This window comes from Haloglomus halophilum, assembly GCF_024298885.1.
Classification (GTDB): Archaea; Halobacteriota; Halobacteria; order Halobacteriales; family Haloarculaceae; genus Haloglomus; species Haloglomus halophilum.
The window spans coordinates 3,785,651-3,803,099 of sequence record NZ_CP101166.1; the positions used below are offsets into that span (position 1 = coordinate 3,785,651).

The 17,449-nt window shown below is 68.1% G+C and carries 17 protein-coding genes; 9 read left to right on the forward strand and 8 right to left on the reverse strand.

The annotated features are described in order from the left end of the window. Positions 1-66: 66 nt before the first annotated feature. Positions 67-1,038 (reverse strand): transcription initiation factor IIB, encoded by a 972-nt coding sequence (locus tag NL114_RS18415; protein WP_254822375.1) that lies wholly within the window; start codon positions 1,036-1,038, stop codon positions 67-69. Positions 1,039-1,359: 321 nt separating this feature from the next. Here NL114_RS18415 and gatC point away from each other — a divergent pair, with 321 nt between their 5' ends. Further along, positions 1,360-1,641, forward strand: a complete 282-nt coding sequence (gatC, locus tag NL114_RS18420; protein ID WP_254822376.1) for an Asp-tRNA(Asn)/Glu-tRNA(Gln) amidotransferase subunit GatC — start codon at positions 1,360-1,362, stop codon at positions 1,639-1,641. Next, on the forward strand, positions 1,641-3,005 hold the full coding sequence (gatA, locus tag NL114_RS18425; protein WP_254822377.1) for an Asp-tRNA(Asn)/Glu-tRNA(Gln) amidotransferase subunit GatA: 1,365 nt from the start codon (positions 1,641-1,643) through the stop codon (positions 3,003-3,005). Before gatC ends, gatA begins: the two co-directional genes overlap by 1 nt. A 54-nt stretch (positions 3,006-3,059) precedes the next feature. On the opposite strand, the gene NL114_RS18430 is transcribed toward gatA, so the two are convergent. Then, on the reverse strand, positions 3,060-3,845 hold the full coding sequence (locus NL114_RS18430) for a DUF6517 family protein (protein WP_254822378.1): 786 nt from the start codon (positions 3,843-3,845) through the stop codon (positions 3,060-3,062). 197 nt (positions 3,846-4,042) lie between these two features. On the opposite strand from NL114_RS18430, the gene NL114_RS18435 reads away from it, so the two are divergent. Both NL114_RS18435 and NL114_RS18440 read left to right on the forward strand, forming a co-directional pair. Further along, positions 4,043-5,716: a long-chain fatty acid--CoA ligase gene (locus NL114_RS18435; RefSeq protein ID WP_254822379.1), complete on the forward strand. Its 1,674-nt coding sequence runs from the start codon at positions 4,043-4,045 to the stop codon at positions 5,714-5,716. Positions 5,717-5,858: 142 nt separating this feature from the next. Further along, the gene (locus NL114_RS18440) at positions 5,859-7,013 is read left to right on the forward strand and encodes an acyl-CoA dehydrogenase family protein (RefSeq protein ID WP_254822380.1); all 1,155 of its coding nucleotides are present in this window, start codon (positions 5,859-5,861) and stop codon (positions 7,011-7,013) included. Between the two features lie 163 nt (positions 7,014-7,176). On the opposite strand, the gene NL114_RS18445 is transcribed toward NL114_RS18440, so the two are convergent. The 3 genes from NL114_RS18445 to NL114_RS18455 all read right to left on the reverse strand — a co-directional run bounded on the left by NL114_RS18445 (position 7,177) and on the right by NL114_RS18455 (position 9,075). Next, positions 7,177-7,317 carry a hypothetical protein gene (locus tag NL114_RS18445; RefSeq protein WP_254822381.1) on the reverse strand — a complete coding sequence of 47 codons (141 nt, stop codon included), beginning with the start codon at positions 7,315-7,317 and terminating at the stop codon, positions 7,177-7,179. A gap of 25 nt (positions 7,318-7,342) precedes the next feature. Beyond that, positions 7,343-7,831, reverse strand: a complete 489-nt coding sequence (locus tag NL114_RS18450; RefSeq protein ID WP_254822382.1) for a type II toxin-antitoxin system death-on-curing family toxin — start codon at positions 7,829-7,831, stop codon at positions 7,343-7,345. A 107-nt stretch (positions 7,832-7,938) separates the two neighbouring features. Continuing rightward, positions 7,939-9,075: an acyl-CoA dehydrogenase family protein gene (locus NL114_RS18455; protein ID WP_254822383.1), complete on the reverse strand. Its 1,137-nt coding sequence runs from the start codon at positions 9,073-9,075 to the stop codon at positions 7,939-7,941. 197 nt (positions 9,076-9,272) lie between these two features. On the opposite strand from NL114_RS18455, the gene NL114_RS18460 reads away from it, so the two are divergent. Further along, positions 9,273-10,778, forward strand: coding sequence for a class I adenylate-forming enzyme family protein (locus NL114_RS18460; protein WP_254822384.1), 1,506 nt, complete (start codon positions 9,273-9,275; stop codon positions 10,776-10,778). 11 nt (positions 10,779-10,789) lie between these two features. Here the strand turns inward: NL114_RS18460 and NL114_RS18465 are convergent, their stop codons facing one another. Next, on the reverse strand, positions 10,790-11,656 hold the full coding sequence (locus NL114_RS18465) for a hypothetical protein (RefSeq protein WP_254822385.1): 867 nt from the start codon (positions 11,654-11,656) through the stop codon (positions 10,790-10,792). Between the two features lie 133 nt (positions 11,657-11,789). Here NL114_RS18465 and NL114_RS18470 point away from each other — a divergent pair, with 133 nt between their 5' ends. The 3 genes from NL114_RS18470 (at position 11,790) to NL114_RS18480 (ending at position 13,618) form a co-directional block, all read left to right on the forward strand. After that, positions 11,790-12,617 carry an SDR family oxidoreductase gene (locus NL114_RS18470; protein WP_254822386.1) on the forward strand — a complete coding sequence of 276 codons (828 nt, stop codon included), beginning with the start codon at positions 11,790-11,792 and terminating at the stop codon, positions 12,615-12,617. A gap of 151 nt (positions 12,618-12,768) precedes the next feature. Next, positions 12,769-13,389: a thioredoxin family protein gene (locus NL114_RS18475; protein ID WP_254824747.1), complete on the forward strand. Its 621-nt coding sequence runs from the start codon at positions 12,769-12,771 to the stop codon at positions 13,387-13,389. A gap of 70 nt (positions 13,390-13,459) precedes the next feature. After that, the gene (locus tag NL114_RS18480; RefSeq protein WP_254822387.1) at positions 13,460-13,618 is read left to right on the forward strand and encodes a hypothetical protein; all 159 of its coding nucleotides are present in this window, start codon (positions 13,460-13,462) and stop codon (positions 13,616-13,618) included. Between the two features lie 10 nt (positions 13,619-13,628). Here NL114_RS18480 and NL114_RS18485 read toward each other — a convergent pair whose 3' ends face one another. Beyond that, entirely contained in the window at positions 13,629-14,309 is a 681-nt protein-coding gene (locus NL114_RS18485) for an MBL fold metallo-hydrolase (protein ID WP_254822388.1), read from the reverse strand. Between the two features lie 121 nt (positions 14,310-14,430). Here NL114_RS18485 and NL114_RS18490 point away from each other — a divergent pair, with 121 nt between their 5' ends. Further along, the gene (locus NL114_RS18490; protein ID WP_254822389.1) at positions 14,431-15,384 is read left to right on the forward strand and encodes a mechanosensitive ion channel family protein; all 954 of its coding nucleotides are present in this window, start codon (positions 14,431-14,433) and stop codon (positions 15,382-15,384) included. A gap of 20 nt (positions 15,385-15,404) precedes the next feature. Here the strand turns inward: NL114_RS18490 and NL114_RS18495 are convergent, their stop codons facing one another. Beyond that, a complete protein-coding gene (locus NL114_RS18495; protein ID WP_254822390.1) occupies positions 15,405-17,378 on the reverse strand; it encodes an Eco57I restriction-modification methylase domain-containing protein in 1,974 nt (657 codons plus the stop codon). Between the last annotated feature and the right edge of the window lie 71 nt (positions 17,379-17,449).

Genomic DNA, 17,449 nt, shown 5'->3' on the forward strand with positions numbered 1-17,449 from the left:
CGCCCGACGGTTGACGGGGCCCCGTTTAATCCGTTCGGGTTCCCGGTCGCCGCTGGAGAGGAGTGTTCAGGCCGCGAGGCCGTCCTCGGCCTCGAGCAGTTCGTGGTACCGGTTGCGGATGGTGACCTCGGAGATGTTCGCCACCTCGCTGACCTCGCTCTGCGTGACCTTCTCGTTGCAGAGCAGCGACGCGGCGTACACCGCGGCCGCGGCGAGTCCGACTGGGGACTTCCCGGAGTGGATACCGGCCTCCTTCGCGGACTGGAGCAGTTCGCGGGCCCGGCGCTCGGCCTCGTCGCTCAGGTCGAGGTCGGAGGCGAACCGGGGCACGTAGCTCTCCGGGTCCGCCGGCTGGATCTCCAGCTTCAGCTCCCGGACCACGTAGCGATAGGTGCGGGCGATCTCGTCCTTCTCGACTCGGGAGACCTGCGTGATTTCGTCGAGCGAGCGCGGCGTGCCCGCCTGGCGGGCGGCGGCGTACAGCGCGCTGGTGGAGACCCCCTCGATGGAGCGGCCGGGGAGGAGGTTCTCGTCGAGCGCGCGCCGGTAGATGACCGAGGCGGTCTCGCGGACGTTGTCCGGGAGTCCGAGCGCCGAGGCCATCCGGTCGATTTCCCCGAGGGCCTGCTTGAGGTTGCGCTCCTTGGAGTCGCGCGTGCGGAACCGCTCGTTCCAGGTGCGGAGCCGCTGCATCTTCTGCCGCTGGCGGCTGGACAGGCTGTTGCCGTAGGCGTCCTTGTCCTGCCAGCCGATGTTGGTCGAGAGCCCCTTGTCGTGCATCATGTTGGTCGTCGGGGCGCCGACGCGGCTCTTCTCGTCGCGCTCGCTGGCGTCGAACGCGCGCCACTCGGGCCCGCGGTCGATGTTGTCCTCGTCGACCACGAGGCCGCAGTCCTGGCAGACGACCTCCCCGTGCTCCGTGTCGGTGGCGACGTCACCACCACACTCGGGGCAGGTCAGTTCGTCGGCTGCCTCGTCCTCGCGCTCGGCTGTTTCCTCGTTCTCCCGTTGAAAGCGTCTGACACTCGTGTCTGTCATTGGTGTGCTGGGCCGGGATAGGGATGGAGATAAGAAGCTCCCTACTCGTTATCACGTTGGGGCCGAGCCGACTTAAATTCTCGGGCGGAAACACACCGCACGGTCGCGGAAGAGGCCCAAATTCATCTCGAATCCCCTCGTCGGAGAAGTATCACTATTCCGAACGGATGTCGCCCCAGAGACAGACCAACCCGACGAACACCGGGTCGGATATCTGCTATCGAGGGGCGCCGAGCAACCGGCCGCGTTCACGGAAGGTCCTCGGAACTGGCGGGCCGTGGAGTCGAAACCCTTAGTGCCGGGTCAATCGCATGCCCAGGCATGAGCGATACGGACGCCGTCGACCCCGAGGAGGTCCGCCACGTCGCGGGGCTGGCCCGCGTCGACCTCGAGGACGACGAGGTCGAGCGGTTCGCCGAGCAGTTCGGCGACATCCTCGCGTACTTCGACGCCCTCGACGACGTGCCGGAGACGGACCGCGAGGCCGACCTCGTGAACGTCTTCCGCGCCGACGAGGTGCACGAGGGACTCACCCAGGAGGAGGCCCTCCAGAACGCCCCCGAGTCAGAGGACGGTCGCTTCAAGGGGCCGCGGGTGGGATGATGGCGGCGCAGGACTCCCCCGGCGAGGGGCGCCTCGTCGCGGACGACTTCGACGACGAGCACGGCGCCTTCCTCACCGTCGAGCGAGTGGAAGGGGCCGACGACGGCCCGCTCGCCGGTGCCACGGTCGCGGTCAAGGACAACATCTCCACGGACGGCATGCGGACGACCTGCGGCTCGGCGATGCTGGCCGACTACGTCCCGCCGTACGACGCGACGGTCGTCGAGCGCCTGAAGGACGCGGGTGCGACCATCGTCGGCAAGACGAACATGGACGAGTTCGGGATGGGCACCACGACCGAGACGAGCGCGTTCGGTCCCACCGACAACCCGGCCGCACCCGGGCGCGTCCCCGGCGGCTCGTCGGGGGGCTCTGCTGCGGCCGTCGCCGCCGGCCAGGCCGACTACGCGCTCGGGAGCGACACGGGCGGTTCCATCCGCTGCCCGGCCGCGTTCTGCGGCGTCGTCGGCATCAAGCCGACCTACGGGCTGGTCTCGCGCTACGGCCTCGTCGCGTACGCGAACTCGCTGGAGCAGATCGGCCCCATCGCCCGCGATGTCGAGGGCGCGGCGACCGTGCTCGACGCCATCGCCGGACCGGACGAGCGCGACGCCACGACCCGGCACGACACCCGTGACGACCTCGCGGACGAGTACGACGGGCAGCATCCTGCGGCCGCGACGACGTACGCCGATGCTGCCGACGGCGACGTGGAGGGCCTCTCGGTCGGTGTCGTCACGAACCTCGTCGAGGGGGCCGACGAGGCCGTCGTAGAGAACTTCGAGGCCGCGCTGGACGACCTCCGCGCGGCGGGCGCGACCGTCCACGAGGTCTCCCTGCCCTCGGTCGAGACGGCCGTGCAGGCCTACTACGTCATCGCGATGAGCGAGGCGTCCTCGAACCTCGCGCGCTTCGACGGCGTCCGCTACGGCCAGTCCGGCGGCTACGACGGCGACTGGAACGAGACGTTCGCGAAGGCACGCGAGGAGGGCTTCGGCGAGGAGGTCAAGCGACGCATCCTGCTGGGCACGTATGCGCTCTCAGCGGGCTACCACGACAAGTACTACAAGCAGGCCCAGGACGCCCGTGCCTGGCTGAAGCAGGACTTCGACGAGGCGTTCGAGGACGCCGACGTGCTGGCCTCGCCGACGATGCCGGTGCCGCCGTTCGAACTCGGCGAGTCGCTGGACGACCCGCTCCAGATGTACCTCGCCGACGCGAACACCGTCCCGGTGAACCTCGCCAATCTCCCGGCTATCTCCGTGCCGGCGGGCGAGACGGACCGCGGCCCGGTCGGGCTGCAGCTCGTCGGGCCGGCGTTCGGCGAGGAGACGATCATCCGCGCGGGCAGCGCACTGGAGTAACGGTCTCGACAGCCGTTCGCCCCCTACTCGGCGGACGGTCGCCCGACGACCGCCTCAGTTCACGGTCCGCATCAGCCCGAACGCCTCCTCCTGGTACGCCCCGGGCGTCAGCCCGAGGTCGATATCCAGCGTCATATCCAGTGCCGAACTCAGCTGTTTCTCGATGGTGTCCGTGTAGTTCTCGGCAGCGTGGACAGCCCCAGAGACGAGTGTCGACTCCACGTCGTCGTTGTACCAGACGGCGAGCCACCCGCGGACGGGGACGGGCTGGCCCTCCAGCGAGATGGTCTCGCCGCCGGTGACGGTGAAGCCGAAGTCGTCGACCGGGTAGATGGCACCGTACCGGACGAGGTCGGCCGTCTGTCCGGAGTCGACCTCCAGCGTCGACTCCCCGAGGACCTCGATGTCGGTGAGGCCGTCGGCCTCCATCTCGGTCTCGAAGTCGGCCTTCGCCGACTCCTTCGTCCGCTGGAGCACCTCGTCCCGACCGATGGCCAGCGGGAGGTCGTCGAGTTCCGGGTCGAACTCGATGCGGGTGGCGAAGAAGACGCTCAGCTGCCCGGTGACCGAGCCGAGGGTCTTCTCGGCGATCTCCTGGCGGAGCGCCTCGTCCTGATACCGGATGGTGTGGCCCCTGGCGGTGACGGTCCCGGCCGCGTACTCCTGGGTGAACACCGTGCCCGACTCCTCCTCGTCCTCGCGCCATCCACCGGCCTCCAGTTTCTCCTGGTCGACCTCCGGCGGGGGGACCTTCCCGAGCACCTTCCCGAGGAACCCACAGCCGGCGAGGCCGACCCCGGCCGCGACCGACGATGCGCCGAGGAACTTGCGCCTGTCCATGCCAGCGGATGCTCGCTCGGAGGGGAAGGACTTGCTGGCTGGTTATGACGGTTCGGGGCCGGGTGACACGGCCGGCCGACGGCCGGCCCATCACCTTCCCGAGCGCTGGTCCGGTCATGGCGGACCGTGATCGGGCATAAATACCCCGTGGAAGACCGGCAACCTTCAAGCCGGAGCCGGGCGAACCCCGAATCGGTATGCCAGGAGGCCACGACCAGACGCTGCGACCGTTCCTGTGGCGCGCCGAGACGCTGTACGAGGACACCGAGATCGTCTCGCGCACCCACGAAGGTATCGAGCGCTACACGTACGACGAGTACGGCGACCGCACAGCCCAGCTCGCGCACGCACTGACAGAGGCCGGTATCGAGGCGGGCGACCGGGTGGCGACGTTCTGCTGGAACCATCACCGCCACTTCGAGACCTACTTCGCGGTGCCGACCATCGGCGCCCAGCTCCACACCATCAACCCGCTCCTGCCGGACGAGCACATCCGGTTCATCGTCCAGAACGCCGAGGACCGGACCATCTTCGTGGACCACTCGCTGTTCCCCAAACTGGCGGGTGCCATCCAGGGCGCCGACGGCGAGTTCGACGCCGTCGACCGGGTCGTCGCGATGGGCGAGGGCGTCCCCGAGGGTGCCGACGACCTCCCGGTCGATGTGGTGGCCTACGAGGACTTCGTCGAGGGCCACCCCACCGAGTACGACTGGCCCGACGTCGACGAGGACCAGCCCGCCGGGATGTGCTACACGTCCGGGACGACGGGGATGCCGAAGGGCGTCGAGTACACCCACAAGATGCTGTGGAGCCACACGATGGCCTCGCTCACGCCGCAGGGCATCCCGATGGCCGACGACGACGTCGTCATGCCCGTCGTGCCGATGTTCCACGTCAACGCCTGGGGAATGCCGTTCACGGCGACCGCGGGCGGCTCCAAACACGTCTACCCCGGCCCGTCCCCGGAGCCGGAGGACATCGCGCACCTCATCGAGGAGGAGGGCGTCACCATCACGGCCGGCGTCCCCACCGTCTGGATGGGCCTGCAGGACTACATGCAGGACAACGATGTCGACCTCTCGACGCTGGATACGGTCATCGTGGGCGGGTCGGCGGCCCCCGAGTCGATGATCCGCTGGTTCGACGACCACGACGTGACGCTGCTGCACGCGTGGGGGATGACGGAGATGTCCCCGCTGGGCAGCGTCTCGCACCTCAAGTCCGACCTCGAGGACGCCTCATACGATACCCAGATCGACCGCCGCTCCAAGCAGGGCCTCACTGTACCGGGCGTCGAGTTCAAGGTCGTCGACGACTCCGGCGAGGAGGTCCCCCACGACGGCGAGGCGTTCGGCGAACTGTGGATCCGCGGGCCGTGGGTCACGAAGGAGTACTTCGAGCGGCCCGAGGCCAACGAGGAGGACTTCGAGGACGGCTGGCTCAAGACCGGCGACATCGTCACGGTCGACACGGACGGCTACCTCCAGATCGTCGACCGCGCGAAGGACGTCATCAAGTCCGGTGGGGAGTGGATCTCCAGCGTCGAACTGGAGAACGCCATCATGGCCCACGACGACGTGGCCGAGGCCACCGTCATCGGCGTGCCCCACGAGAAGTGGCAGGAACGACCTGTCGCCTTCGTCGTGCCCGGTGCGGACGCCGACGAGTCGACGCTGGACGAGGAGATCATGGACCTCCTCCGGGAGGACTACCCCAAGTGGTGGCTCCCGGACGACATCGTCTACATCGACGAGGTGCCCAAGACGGCGACGGGCAAGTTCTCGAAGAAGGACCTCCGCGAGGAGTACGCCGGGCAGTCGCTCATCGACGAGACCGAGGCGCCCGAGGAAGCCGCCCCGGACGACGACTGAGTCTCGCGACGCGGCGCTGTCGGCACAGGTCCGGTCGCGGCCCCGTTCCGTGCCGTTTCCCGTTCGGGTGTCACGGGTACTTGAACAGACAGGCGCCCACCGCCGTGCGGTTCTTGTCGCTCGCGCGCCAACGGAATGCTGTATGGAACTCGACCTGCTAGAGGCGTCCCTCGTCCCCGAGCACGCACGCCACGTCAAGGCGGAGGCGCGCGAGTTCGCGCAGGAACATATCGCACCCAACGCCGAGGCGTACTACGACAGCGGCGACTACCCGTGGGAGGTGCTGGAGGCGGGCATGGACGCCGGCCTCGTGGCCGCCGACGTGCCCGAGGCGTACGGCGGCCGGGACTGGGACCTGTACCAGATTCTGGCGGCCGCCGAGGAGTTCTACCGCGCCGACGCCGGCATCGGGCTCACGCTCCAGCTGGCCTCGTTCGGCGCCGAGATGACCGCCGAGTACGGCACGGAGGCACAGAAGGCGGAGTACCTGGCGCCCGTCGGCCGCAACGAGCAGATCACCGGGCTCGCGGTCTCGGAGCCCGAAACGGGGAGCGACCTCGCCGGGATGACGACGAGTGCCGAGAAACAGGGCGACGAATGGGTGTTGAACGGGGAGAAGTACTGGGTCGGCAACGGTGTCGAGGCCGACTGGGTCACGCTGTACGCGAAGACCGGCGACGACCCCGACAACCGGTACGGCAACTACTCGATGTTCATCGTCCCGACCGACGCGCCGGGCTACGAGGCCGAGCATATCCCCGAGAAGATGGGGATGCGCGCCTCGAAACAGGCCCATATCGTCCTCGATGACTGCCGCATCCCCGAGACGAACCTCCTCGGCGAGGAGGGTGCCGGCTTCTACATGCTCGCGGAGTTCTTCAACCACGGCCGCATCGTCGTCGGCGGGCAGGGGCTCGGTATCGCCGCGGCCGCGGTCGAGGAGGCCTGGGAGTTCGTCCACGGGCGGAACGCGTTCGGCAAGCAGATCAACGAGTTCCAGGCCGTCCAGCACACACTCGCGGACATGCGCCTGACCTTCGAGCAGGCCCGGTCGCTGAACTGGCGGGCCGCCGAGAAGGTCGTCGAGAACGAGAAAGCCGGCCTGTGGGCGTCGATGGCGAAGGTCGCGTCGACGGAGGCGGCCGTGGATTGTTCGGAGCGGGGGATGCAGCTCCACGGCGGGCGCTCCATCTTCACGGACCGACGCATCGCGCGGACCTACCGGGACGCACGGATTCCGGTCATCTACGAGGGGGCCAACGAGATCCAGCGGAACCTCATCTACAGTCAGTCGTAGGCGGGGAGGTCCAGAGGCTCAGACAGATGGAGCCGATCTGCCACGATGAACATGCTCGGTACAGAGGCTGTAGTCGACACCAGCATCCGCGCGAGAACTGCTGAGACGCTATCAGGTTCGGGAGTCGTGTCGGACGGAGGTTCGGAGCGGGACAAGTGACGCGTTATTCGTCCTCGAGTGCGTCGTAGATGTCTCGGTTCTCCTCCCGGTCGGCTGCCGCGACCCGTCGGACGAGTTCCCGCCGGATATCGTCCATCACCTCGTCGAGCGGGGAGGCGGAGTCCGCTCCCTCTTCGGTCGCCATACCCGACTTACCGGTTCGTAGCCCGTTAATCGTTCGGGTCCGACGATCCTCCCGTCAACTCGTCCAGTCCGTACTGGACGAGGTCGCCCCGCCACGCTTCGATCTCGCCTGGAAGGTCGATCTCGGCGGTGTGGGACTGGAGATACGCGAGAGTTTCGGACTCGTCAACTTCGGCCTGATCGACTCCGAACTGCTTGAGGAGCGACCTGACTCCGGCGTCGTACTCGAAGCGGTACCCATTGAGGAAGTAGAACACGACTGTCGTGTTGAGTGCCGTCCGTTTGTTCGCGTCGACGAAGGGATGATTGGCCACGAGGAGGCGCAGGAGGTGGAACGCCTTCTCGTGGATCGTCTCGGGCGCCGTTCCGAACGTCCCGCCGTCGATGTACTGCAGGGCGAATTCGATGTCACCTCGGCCCTGGACACCGCGTCCCGTCTGGGGGTACTCCGAGAGGATATCGTCGTGGATGCTGAGGACATCCTCGACTGACGGGTACCAGACCGAGTCAGCCATTCGTCCCGACCATGAGGGCGGAACGGTGTATTCCTTGCCATCAGCTGATCGCCCGGCTCCAGCGACGGGAGGTGACCAGATCGCTCCCTATGCGTCACCCAGGTACACTATAGATCCAGCACTTCCTTCGCGATGATGTTCCGCTGGATCTCGCTGGCACCCTCGCCGATCTGGTAGATCTTCGTGTGCTTGTAGTGCCGGGAGACGGCGTAATCGGTGGTGTACCCATTGCCACCGTGCAGCTGAATCGCGTCGGAGGCCACTTCCTCTGCGATCTCGCTCGCGTAGAGCTTCGCCATCGACGCCAGTTTCGTCGGCTTCTCGCCCTCGTCGACGCGCTGGGCGGCGTCGTAGATGAGCCGTCGCGCCAGTTCGACCTTCATCGCCATGTCGGCCACCTTGTGCTGGACGGCCTGGAACTCCCGCAACTCGCGGTCGAACTGCTCGCGCTCCTTGACGTAGTCGACGGTCTCCTCCAGGCAGCCCTGTGCGATGCCGAGCGCCTGCGCGCCGATACCGACGCGCTCCTCCTCGAAGAACTCCATCAGCTGGTAGAAACCGGCGTCCTCGTAGCCGACGAGGTTCTCCTCCGGCACGCGGACCCCGTCGTAGCGCAGTTGTGCGGTCTCGGAGGCGTTCCAGCCCAGCTTGTGGATCTCGCTCTCGACCTCGAAGCCGTCGCGGTCCGTCTCCACGATGATGGCCGAGATGCCGCTGTGGCCCTCGTTGCCGGTCCGACACATCGTGAGGACGTAGTCCGCGATGGTGCCGTGTGTGATGAACGTCTTGACGCCGTCGATGACGTACTCGTCGCCGTCCTTCTCGGCGGTCGTCTCGATGCCGGCAGCGTTGGAGCCGTGGTTGGGTTCGGTGTTCCCGAGCGCGCCGATGAGGTCGCCGTTAGCGACGCCACGGAGAATCCAGTCCTTCTGCTCCTCGGTGCCGTACTCCTTGATCATCCGGGTGCCGAACTCGGTGCCGATGGCGGCGAGCATCCCGGCGTCGACGCGGGCGATCTCCTCCATGAACAGGCTCATCTCCAGCTGCGAGAGCCCGGCACCGCCGTACTCGACGGGGATGCTGCCACCGACGAGCCCGGTGTCGACGGCCTTTTCCCACACCTCCCGTGGCCACTCGCCCGTCTCCTCGTGGTGCTGGGCAACCGGGGCGATCTCGTTCTCGGCGAACTCGCGGGCCGTCTGCTTGATGGCACGTTCCTCCTCGGACAAGCCGAAATCGACCATACCTCCCCCAGAGAGGGCCCGAGGGAAGGTGTTTGTCCTTGTATCAATGGTACACTAATGTAGAGTTGATTCACCCGGCGGCGGTCGACACCGGTGGATTCCAGCGGCCGGGGCCCGTTTCCAGACCACGTCCGCGCCTGTCATGTGAACTGATAGCTCGTCGCAACCACTAAGCGCCCGGCACCCGCGGCTGGAGTATGAACTTCGCGAACTACCTCGACATGGCTGCAGCGGAGGCACCGACCGACATCGCCATCACCGATGTCCAGCGCGATCTGACGTATCGGGAGCTCGCCGGTGAGACCGACGCCTTCGCGAACGCGCTGGCCGACCTCGGCGTCGGGCCCGGGGACAGAGTGGCCCTCTACCTCCCGAACAGCACCGCATTCGTGGCGGCGTACTTCGGCGCGATGAAGCGCGGTGCCATCCCGTTCCCGATCAACATGCGGTTCGAGGGCCCGGAGGTGGAGTACGTCCTCGACGACGCAGGCGCGACCACACTCGTCACCGTCGGGCAGTTCGAGGACGCTGCGGCCTCGTTCGAGACGGACGACCTCGAACACCTTATCGTCGCCGAGGGGGACCGGGGCCACGACTACGCGTCGCTGGTCGGCGAGCACGCCGGCACGGGATACGAGATCCACCCGCGCAAATCGTACGAACTCGCGGAGCTGGTCTACACCTCCGGGACCACGGGGCGGCCGAAGGGCGTCAAGCACACCCACGGCAACCTGCAGGCGAACGCGGACGGCCTCATCGGGGCCATGAACTGGACGAGCGACGAGGTGGCGCTGACGGTCTGTCCGTGTTTCCACGTCTCCGGCCTGAACGTGACGACGACGCCGTTCGTCGTCGCCGGCGCGGAGAACCATCTCCTCCCGCAGTGGGACATCGACCTCGCGCTGTCGACGATGGCCGAGCGCGACGTGACGTACGCCTTCTTCATCCCGACGATGCTCGTCGACATCCTCAACCAGGGTATCGGCGACCACGACCTCTCGGCGCTGGAGACCGTCGGTGTCGGCGGCTCGCCGATGCCGAAAGAGCGCATCGACGCTGCCGAGGAGCTACTCGACATCAAACTGCTGGAGGGGTACGGGATGACCGAGACGACGCCGCTGGCGGCCATCAACACACCCGACCAGGACGTCTACAAGGCCGGGAGTATCGGGCCGCCGGCCCGCGAGGTGGTCGACGTCCGCATCGAGGACCCCGAGACGAAGGAGCCGGTCGGCACGAACGAGAAGGGCGAGATGCTCTGGCACGGCGACACCATCACGCCCGGCTACTACAACCTGCCCGAGGAGAACGAGCAGGCCTTCGTGCAGCGCGAGGGCAAAGAGTGGCTCCGGTCGGGCGACGTGGCCCGGCAGGACGAGGACGGGCACCTGTTCGTCGAGGACCGCATCGACGACATGATCATCACCGGTGGGGAGAACGTCTACCCACGCGAGGTGGAGGAGGTGCTGTACGGCGTCGAGGGTGTGGCGGAGGTCGCCGTCGTCGGCACGCCGGACGACCGCCTCGGTGAGCGCATCGTCGCGTTCGTCGTCGGCGATGTGACCGCCGACGAACTGGAGGCCGGCTGTCGTGGGACGCTGACGGACTACAAGGTCCCGAAGGAGTTCCGCGTGGTCGACGAGTTGCCGAAGACCTCGACACGGAAGATGGACAAGGTGGCGCTGCGCGAGCGGCTGGACTGAAGGGCGCTCCGTCAGGCGTCTTCCACGGTCAGCGAGAAGCCCCAGGTGAACGAGTTCTCGTCGGCGGTTCCGGTCGGTGTCTCACCCTCGGAGACCGACACCTCCTCCTCCCAGCGGTAGGTCCCCAGCTCCATGTAGCCCTCGACGCGGTAGTCGCTCCAGAGGACGTACTCGTTCTCGACGGACTCGCCCTCGGCGTACTCCTTCTTCAGGCAGCCGTAGGCGGCGTACGCCCGTGGCTCGTCGGCGTCCCTATCGGCCTCCCAGCGGTTCCCGTCGCGGTCGATATGCTGGGCGCTCTCGGGGTCGTGCAACCAGAGTCCGGCGGGCCGGTCACTCCCCCCCTTCGAGCGGTTGAGGAGACTACAGTCGTCCGGGGCGACGGAGATGGAGCGCGACGAGCCGGTGTTGGTCGTGGTGATGCGCAGGCGCGCGGTCGCCGTGTCCGTCACCCGCGAGCGCAGGAGCTCGGCGTCCATCTCGACCTCGAACCCGGCGGGGACCGAGTCGACGCTGGCCACCGAGACGGTCCACTGGAGCCCCTCGTGGGGCGTCTCCGTGGCCGTCTCCTCCTCGGGCGTCGGCGAGTCGGTCTCCGTGTCCTGCGGCGTCTCGGCCTCCGTTGCCGTCTCCGTGGGACTGTCCGTCTCCGTGTCGGTCGGCGTGTCCGTGGCGGTCTCCGCGTCGGTCGCGGTCGGGGAGTCGATGCCCGTCGGCGAGTCGGTCGCCGGTCGACGAGTGGGCGTGGTGGAAGCGGTCCCGGTAGCCGTGCCGGTCCGGGGGGTCTCGGAGGCGGCCGGCCCCTGCTGGTTCGAACAGCCGGCGAACCCCAGCGCGCCCGCGCTGCCGAGCCACGCGAGCAGGCGTCGTCGGTTCATGGGACCCGTCTCGACGCCCCCGACAAGTGTCTTGGGCCGTTCGGAGGTATCCCGACGACCCGGACCACCCAATAAATACGTCCCGTCTCCGTGTGGGAGAGGTTACTTGTACCCGCCGGCGGTGGAATCTGGCATGTCGGACCACAGTGAACCCACGGAAAGTTGGCCAGCCACTCCCCCCTCCACCGACGTGTTCGCCGACGACCTCATGGAGGGCGAGACCTGCCTCATCACCGGCGGCGGGACGGGTATCGGCGAGGAGATGGCACTCGCGTTCGCCGACCACGGCGCCGACGTGGCCATCGCCAGCCGCGACATGGACCACCTCGAACCCGTCGCCGAGGCCATCGAGGAGCGGGGCGTGAACGCCTGCGCCACGACCGTCGACATCCGTGACAAGGAGAAGGTCGACGAGATGCGCGACACCGTGCTCGACGAACTCGGTGACATCACCGTCCTCGTCAACAACGCGGGCGCCAACTTCCTCACCCCGTTCGAGGACCTCTCCGTCAACGGCTGGCGGGCCGTCGTCGGGACCATCCTCGACGGCACCGCCTACTGCACGATGAGCGTCGGCGAGCACATGCGCGAGAACGGCGGTGGCTCCATCATCGCGATGGGCGCGACCAACAGCGTCGACGGCGCGCCGTTCCACGGCCACTCCGGCGCCGGGAAGGCGGGCGTCCACAACCTGATGCAGACCGTCGCCAGCGAGTGGGCGAAGTACGGTATCCGCGCCAACACCATCGCGCCGGGCATCATCGAGACGGAGGGTGTCTCGGAGGCAGCTGGCGGCGCGCTCCCACCGCAGTTGCTCGACGAGATGGCTGCGGACCGCTTCGGCGTCGCACAGGACTGTGTGCCCCTCGCGGTGTTCCTCGCGAGCCGCGCGTCCGCGTACGTCACGGGCTCGTACTATCAGGTCGACGGGGGGCACCTCGTGCGGCAATCGCCGTACTAGTCGCATAATACCGACTACAAACCCCGAAGGGAACAGAGAAGATAGATAAATCGGTGGCAGTTTGATAATCTCTCACTCAGTGCACGTATCGCGCGACAGGGAGCCACTCGCCGGAACGCACATCCCGGACCCGGCCCAACTCCCGGCCGACATGGTGATGATGGAATCCGAGGCGGACGCCCTGGAGCGCGGCGACGCCGCCCCCGACTTCGAACTGCCCGGCACGGACGGCGAGACGTACACGCTCGAGAGCTTCGTCGACAACGACGCACTGCTCGTCGTGTTCACCTGCAACCACTGCCCGTACGCGAAGGCGAAGTTCGAGGCGCTGAACGGTATCGCCGCGGACTACGACGACGTGGCCGTCGTCGGTATCAACCCGAACGACGCCGAGGAGTATCCCGAGGACTCCTTCGAGGCGATGCAGGAGTACGTCGAGTCCGGCGAAGTGCAGTACGATGCCTACCTCCGCGACGAGAACCAGGCGGTCGCCGAAGCGTACGGCGCGACCTGCACGCCGGACCCGTTCCTGTTCGCCCGGCACGAGGGCAGCGAGGCGCCACGCGCCTCGAACGACGGAGCGGCGGAGCCGCGGAGTGAATGGCACCTGAAGTACCACGGCCGGCTGGACGACGCGATGAGCCCCGACGAGGAACCCTCGGGTGAACCCGGCTTCGAGATGCGCGATATCATCGACACGGTGCTGACGGGGGAGCCGGTGGAGGCGGAGATGCGACCCTCGCGTGGCTGCTCCATCAAGTGGCGGGACTGAGCGGCACCCGAGTCCACCGGCGTGGGACCGACCGGCAATCGTTTTCACCGGTGGCGTCGAGCAGCCAGGTATGGCCCTCACCGACTATCTCGACGAAGCCGAACCCGCCGCGCTCGTCCTCGTCGGTCTCGTACTGATCGTCATCCCCGAACCCGCGACGACGACGCTGGGCGCGGGTATCTTCCTGCTGGGCCTCGCGTACATGGCCTACGAGTGGAACCGGCCCTGAGCGGGTGCCTCTAGCCCGTCCGAGACGCGGCGATTTCGCTGATCCGCTCGCTCCCGGCAGCCACGGTGCCACCGTGGAAGCAGTGCGTCGTCTCGATATCGAGTCCGCCCAGCTGCTCGGCCGACGCCAGCGCCGTGTCCATGTCCTCGGTGAACCCCTCGTTCGGTCCCTGCAGGCCGTTCGCGTCCGCCGTGAGCGCGTCCGCGGCGAACAGGAACCGCTCGTCAGGGAGATGGACGGAGACGTGGCCCGCCGTGTGCCCCGGTGTCGGGACGACCCGGGCCGGGCCAGCCGCGGTGTGGAACGTCACACCCGCCTCGGGAACGGCCTCGAACGTCACGTCCACGCGCGCCGGCGGGTACCGCTCGCCCGACCCGCGCGTCTCCGCGCGGCCGTCGACGGCCCGTGCCTCCGGCTCGCTCGCGAGGACCGTGGTCACGGTGCGGTCCTGCAACGCGGCCAGCCCGGCCGCGTGGTCCCAGTCGTGATGGGTGACCAGCACCCGCGACACGTCGTCGATGTCGAACCCGGCGTCGGTCAGGTGGTCGGCGAGCTGGCCCAGCGTCTCCTCGGGTCCGACATCGAGCAGCAGGAGTCCGTCCGCGGTTTCGATACCCGCCGGGTGGATGGTGACCTCGCGGTCACCCTGCTCGAACGTGAGCGGGAAGGTGTAGACGCGGTCCGGGAGCATGCGTCCCGATAGGGGAGCCTTCCCCTTCGCCCTTCGGGCGGCCGCCGACCGCCGCTGACTGCCGCCGGCGACGCGACCCCCCGGCGCAACCGTTTTCCCCCGACCGGGAGACGGCTCTCGGGTGAGACGCCCGCTCGGTTACGCCTCCTTCGTCCTCGCCGTCATCGCCCTGCTGGCCGGAAGTGCCATCACCGCCCGGCAGCCGGACGTCGGAACCATCGCTGGAACGCCGCTCTGGCTGGTGGTGAGCAAGTCGCTGCTCGCGCTGGGCATCTCCTTCGGCGCGTACGGACTGTACGCGCTCCTCCTGAGATTCCTCACCCAGCGGACGCCCGACAAGCGCCGCCAGCACGATCTCCGGAACGTGCTCCGGCTGCTGTTCATCGCGGCCGTCCTCATCGCCGTCCTGGGAATCATCACCGACCAGTGGGTCGGCGTGCTGTTCTCGCTCGGCGTGGTCGGCTTCGCCGTCACGTTCGCGCTCCAGCAGCCGCTGTTCTCGCTCATCGGCTGGATCTACATCATGGTCAAGCGTCCCTACCAGGTCGGCGACCGCGTCGCCATCGAGGGGACGAAAGGCGACGTGGTCAGCGTCGACTTCCTCGTAACGACGGTCTGGGAGATCAACGGCGAGCTCGTCACCTCGAACCAGCCGTCGGGTCGTATCGTCACCCTTCCGAACAGTGTCGTCCTCTCCTCGCACGTCTACAACTACTCCTGGGAGGGGTTCCCGTACGTCTGGAACGAGCTCCCGATACAGGTCGCCTACGAGACGGAGCTGGACTTCGCCCGGGAGCTGATGGTCGAGGAGGCCGACGCGTTCCTCGGTGACGAGATGGCCGACCACATCGCGGAGTACCGCGAGCGACTGGCCGAGACACCCGTGGAACTGGAGGTCCGCGACCGGCCGGCGGTCAACATCGTCCAGAAGGAGTCGTGGGTCGAACTCCGCCTGCGCTACCTGGTCCACCCGCGCCGCGGGCAGCGGGTCCGGAACGAACTGTACGAGCGCATCCTCGAGCGGATGAACGATGAGCCCGAGCGCGTGAAGTTCCCCGTCAGCCGGAACCGGTAGCCTGTGTGGCGGCTCGTCCCTCAGCCGTCTCCCACGTCGTCGCCCACGCCGTCTCCCGCAGTTCCCGGGGCCTCCTCGCCTGACGGCTCGTTCCCGGCACGACCGGCGCTGTCGAGCGCGTCGACGTGACGGACCTGTTCGGACACCGTCCCGGCCCCGTCGATACGCCGCCGCAGCATGGCCTCGTGGGCGGCCTGCAGGTCCTCGACGGATAGCGCCACGTCGAGCGGCGCGAGAACCGCCTCGTCGAGGTCGTGCTGTGCCGCCGCGCCGTCGAGCAGTCGCTCGCCCGCCCGGCGGATGGCCCCGCGTTCTGCCCCGGAGAGCCGCGCCGGGTCAAGTATCGGGACCGACGACAGCTCGTAGGTGAGCAGCTGGAGCGCGCCGCCACCCTCGTGGCGGCCCCAGAGTTCGAGCATGACCTTGTGCAGGGTGGAGTTCAGCAGGTGCGGAACGACATCCTCGTACTCCGTCACGTCGACGCGCTGGATGGCGTTGGTCGGCGCGAACCCGCCCACGTTCTCGACGGTGAACACGCGCTCGTCGTAGAATACGGGATGCAGGACCTCCGGAGCCGGCAACTCGCCGAGGTTGAACCAGGGCGTGTGCCGGGAGACAGTGCGGCCCTCAGGGACGCCCTCGGCCTCGCCGTGCCGGATGTAGTCCAGCACGGCCTCGTGGCCGTCCTCGCGGAGGGCATCTTTCACCCGGGTGGCGAGTTCGGAGCGGTCCACGGGCGCCTCGACCCCCTCGCGAACCGCCTCGACGTACGGGTGCAGGTCGAGGAGGTACCGGTCGGTCGTCTCCAGCCGCCGGGTATCGATGTCCCGGAGCGAGCGGACAGCCGGCCGCAGGACGGCGTCGGGCAGGTCCCACTTCGCCACGTCGCCCTCGTCGAGCAGGAAGAAACCGTTGTTCCCGGTCTTGTTCCCGAACGAGACCTCGGCGTACGTGTCGAGACGGACCAGCCCGTCGCTGTCGACCAGCCCGACGAACGGGGACGGTGCCGTGAGGTAGTACCCGAGTTTCGTCCCCCCCCGTTCCGCGAGCCGGCGCTGCGGAACGCTCACGACGCGATACGCCTCCCGGGTATCCAGCGCGAACGGCTGGCCCTCGGGGACCGTGCGGTTCTCCCCGACGATATCCGCGAGCCCCCCGGGCTCGACGGGCTCGTTCAGTCGGACGAAGTCCGTCACGGCGTCGGCACGCGCGTCCGGGTCGTCGCATCGCTCGGCGAACAGCAGGACCGTGTCAACCATCGCGTCGAACGCACGCGCGGAGAAGCCGACGACGGCTGTCACCGTCGCGTGGTCGTAGAGGAACTCCTGCAGGTCCTCCCCGTACCGCGTGTCGAGCCACTTGCTCGGGAGGACGAACCCGAGACGGCCGCCCTCGCGGAGGAACTGCAGGCCGTGGGTCACGAAGTAGGCGTAGGCGTCGGCTCTCGTCGAGAGCTTCCGGCTCCCGTCGTGGTACGGCTGCTCGCCGTCCGGGCCGTACGTCCGCAGGTGGTCGCGGTAGTGGTCCCGGTCCTGTGACAGGTCCTCCTGGCGGAGGTACGGCGGGTTCCCGACCACGGCGTCGAACGCCGCCTCGTCGCCCACGCTCCCCAGCAGGGTACCGGGCGAGCAGTCGAAGAACGACGCCGCGACGGTCCGTACGTCGCGGTCCGACAGGGACCCGTCCTCCTGGGTGAGATTGCTCGCGGTCAGGTCGAGCGCGGCCCGGTCGACATCGACCGCCACGACGTGCTCGAGCAGTTCGCGTCGGGTCGCCGTCGGGGCCGTCTCCGCGAGCCGGTCTCGCGCCGCGACGGCGAACCGCCCACTGCCGGCCGCCGGGTCCAGCACGCGCGCCGGACCGTCCCGCGGGCGGATCGCCCACTCGCAGATGCCCGCCGCGATGGCCGGCGGAGTGTAGTAGATACCCAGCCCCTCGCGCCGGGCGTCGGGCAGGCGCGCCTCGTACCGCGCCCCCAGCGGGTCCTCGTCCATGGTCGAGGCTACGCAGCGACCGTGATAACGGTTCGTCCTCCGCCGGCGCGCCGGGCGTGGCTTTACACCCC

Excerpts from the sequence above, each read along its gene's own strand:
- NL114_RS18415 (WP_254822375.1), bottom strand. The coding sequence starts at position 1,038 with ATGACAGACACGAGTGTCAGACGCTTTCAACGGGAGAACGAGGAAACA.
- gatC (WP_254822376.1), top strand. The coding sequence starts at position 1,360 with ATGAGCGATACGGACGCCGTCGACCCCGAGGAGGTCCGCCACGTCGCG.
- gatA (WP_254822377.1), top strand. The coding sequence starts at position 1,641 with ATGGCGGCGCAGGACTCCCCCGGCGAGGGGCGCCTCGTCGCGGACGAC.
- NL114_RS18430 (WP_254822378.1), bottom strand. The coding sequence starts at position 3,845 with ATGGACAGGCGCAAGTTCCTCGGCGCATCGTCGGTCGCGGCCGGGGTC.
- NL114_RS18435 (WP_254822379.1), top strand. The coding sequence starts at position 4,043 with ATGCCAGGAGGCCACGACCAGACGCTGCGACCGTTCCTGTGGCGCGCC.
- NL114_RS18440 (WP_254822380.1), top strand. The coding sequence starts at position 5,859 with ATGGAACTCGACCTGCTAGAGGCGTCCCTCGTCCCCGAGCACGCACGC.
- NL114_RS18445 (WP_254822381.1), bottom strand. The coding sequence starts at position 7,317 with ATGGCGACCGAAGAGGGAGCGGACTCCGCCTCCCCGCTCGACGAGGTG.
- NL114_RS18450 (WP_254822382.1), bottom strand. The coding sequence starts at position 7,831 with ATGGCTGACTCGGTCTGGTACCCGTCAGTCGAGGATGTCCTCAGCATC.
- NL114_RS18455 (WP_254822383.1), bottom strand. The coding sequence starts at position 9,075 with ATGGTCGATTTCGGCTTGTCCGAGGAGGAACGTGCCATCAAGCAGACG.
- NL114_RS18460 (WP_254822384.1), top strand. The coding sequence starts at position 9,273 with ATGAACTTCGCGAACTACCTCGACATGGCTGCAGCGGAGGCACCGACC.
- NL114_RS18465 (WP_254822385.1), bottom strand. The coding sequence starts at position 11,656 with ATGAACCGACGACGCCTGCTCGCGTGGCTCGGCAGCGCGGGCGCGCTG.
- NL114_RS18470 (WP_254822386.1), top strand. The coding sequence starts at position 11,790 with ATGTCGGACCACAGTGAACCCACGGAAAGTTGGCCAGCCACTCCCCCC.
- NL114_RS18475 (WP_254824747.1), top strand. The coding sequence starts at position 12,769 with ATGGTGATGATGGAATCCGAGGCGGACGCCCTGGAGCGCGGCGACGCC.
- NL114_RS18480 (WP_254822387.1), top strand. The coding sequence starts at position 13,460 with ATGGCCCTCACCGACTATCTCGACGAAGCCGAACCCGCCGCGCTCGTC.
- NL114_RS18485 (WP_254822388.1), bottom strand. The coding sequence starts at position 14,309 with ATGCTCCCGGACCGCGTCTACACCTTCCCGCTCACGTTCGAGCAGGGT.
- NL114_RS18495 (WP_254822390.1), bottom strand. The coding sequence starts at position 17,378 with ATGGACGAGGACCCGCTGGGGGCGCGGTACGAGGCGCGCCTGCCCGAC.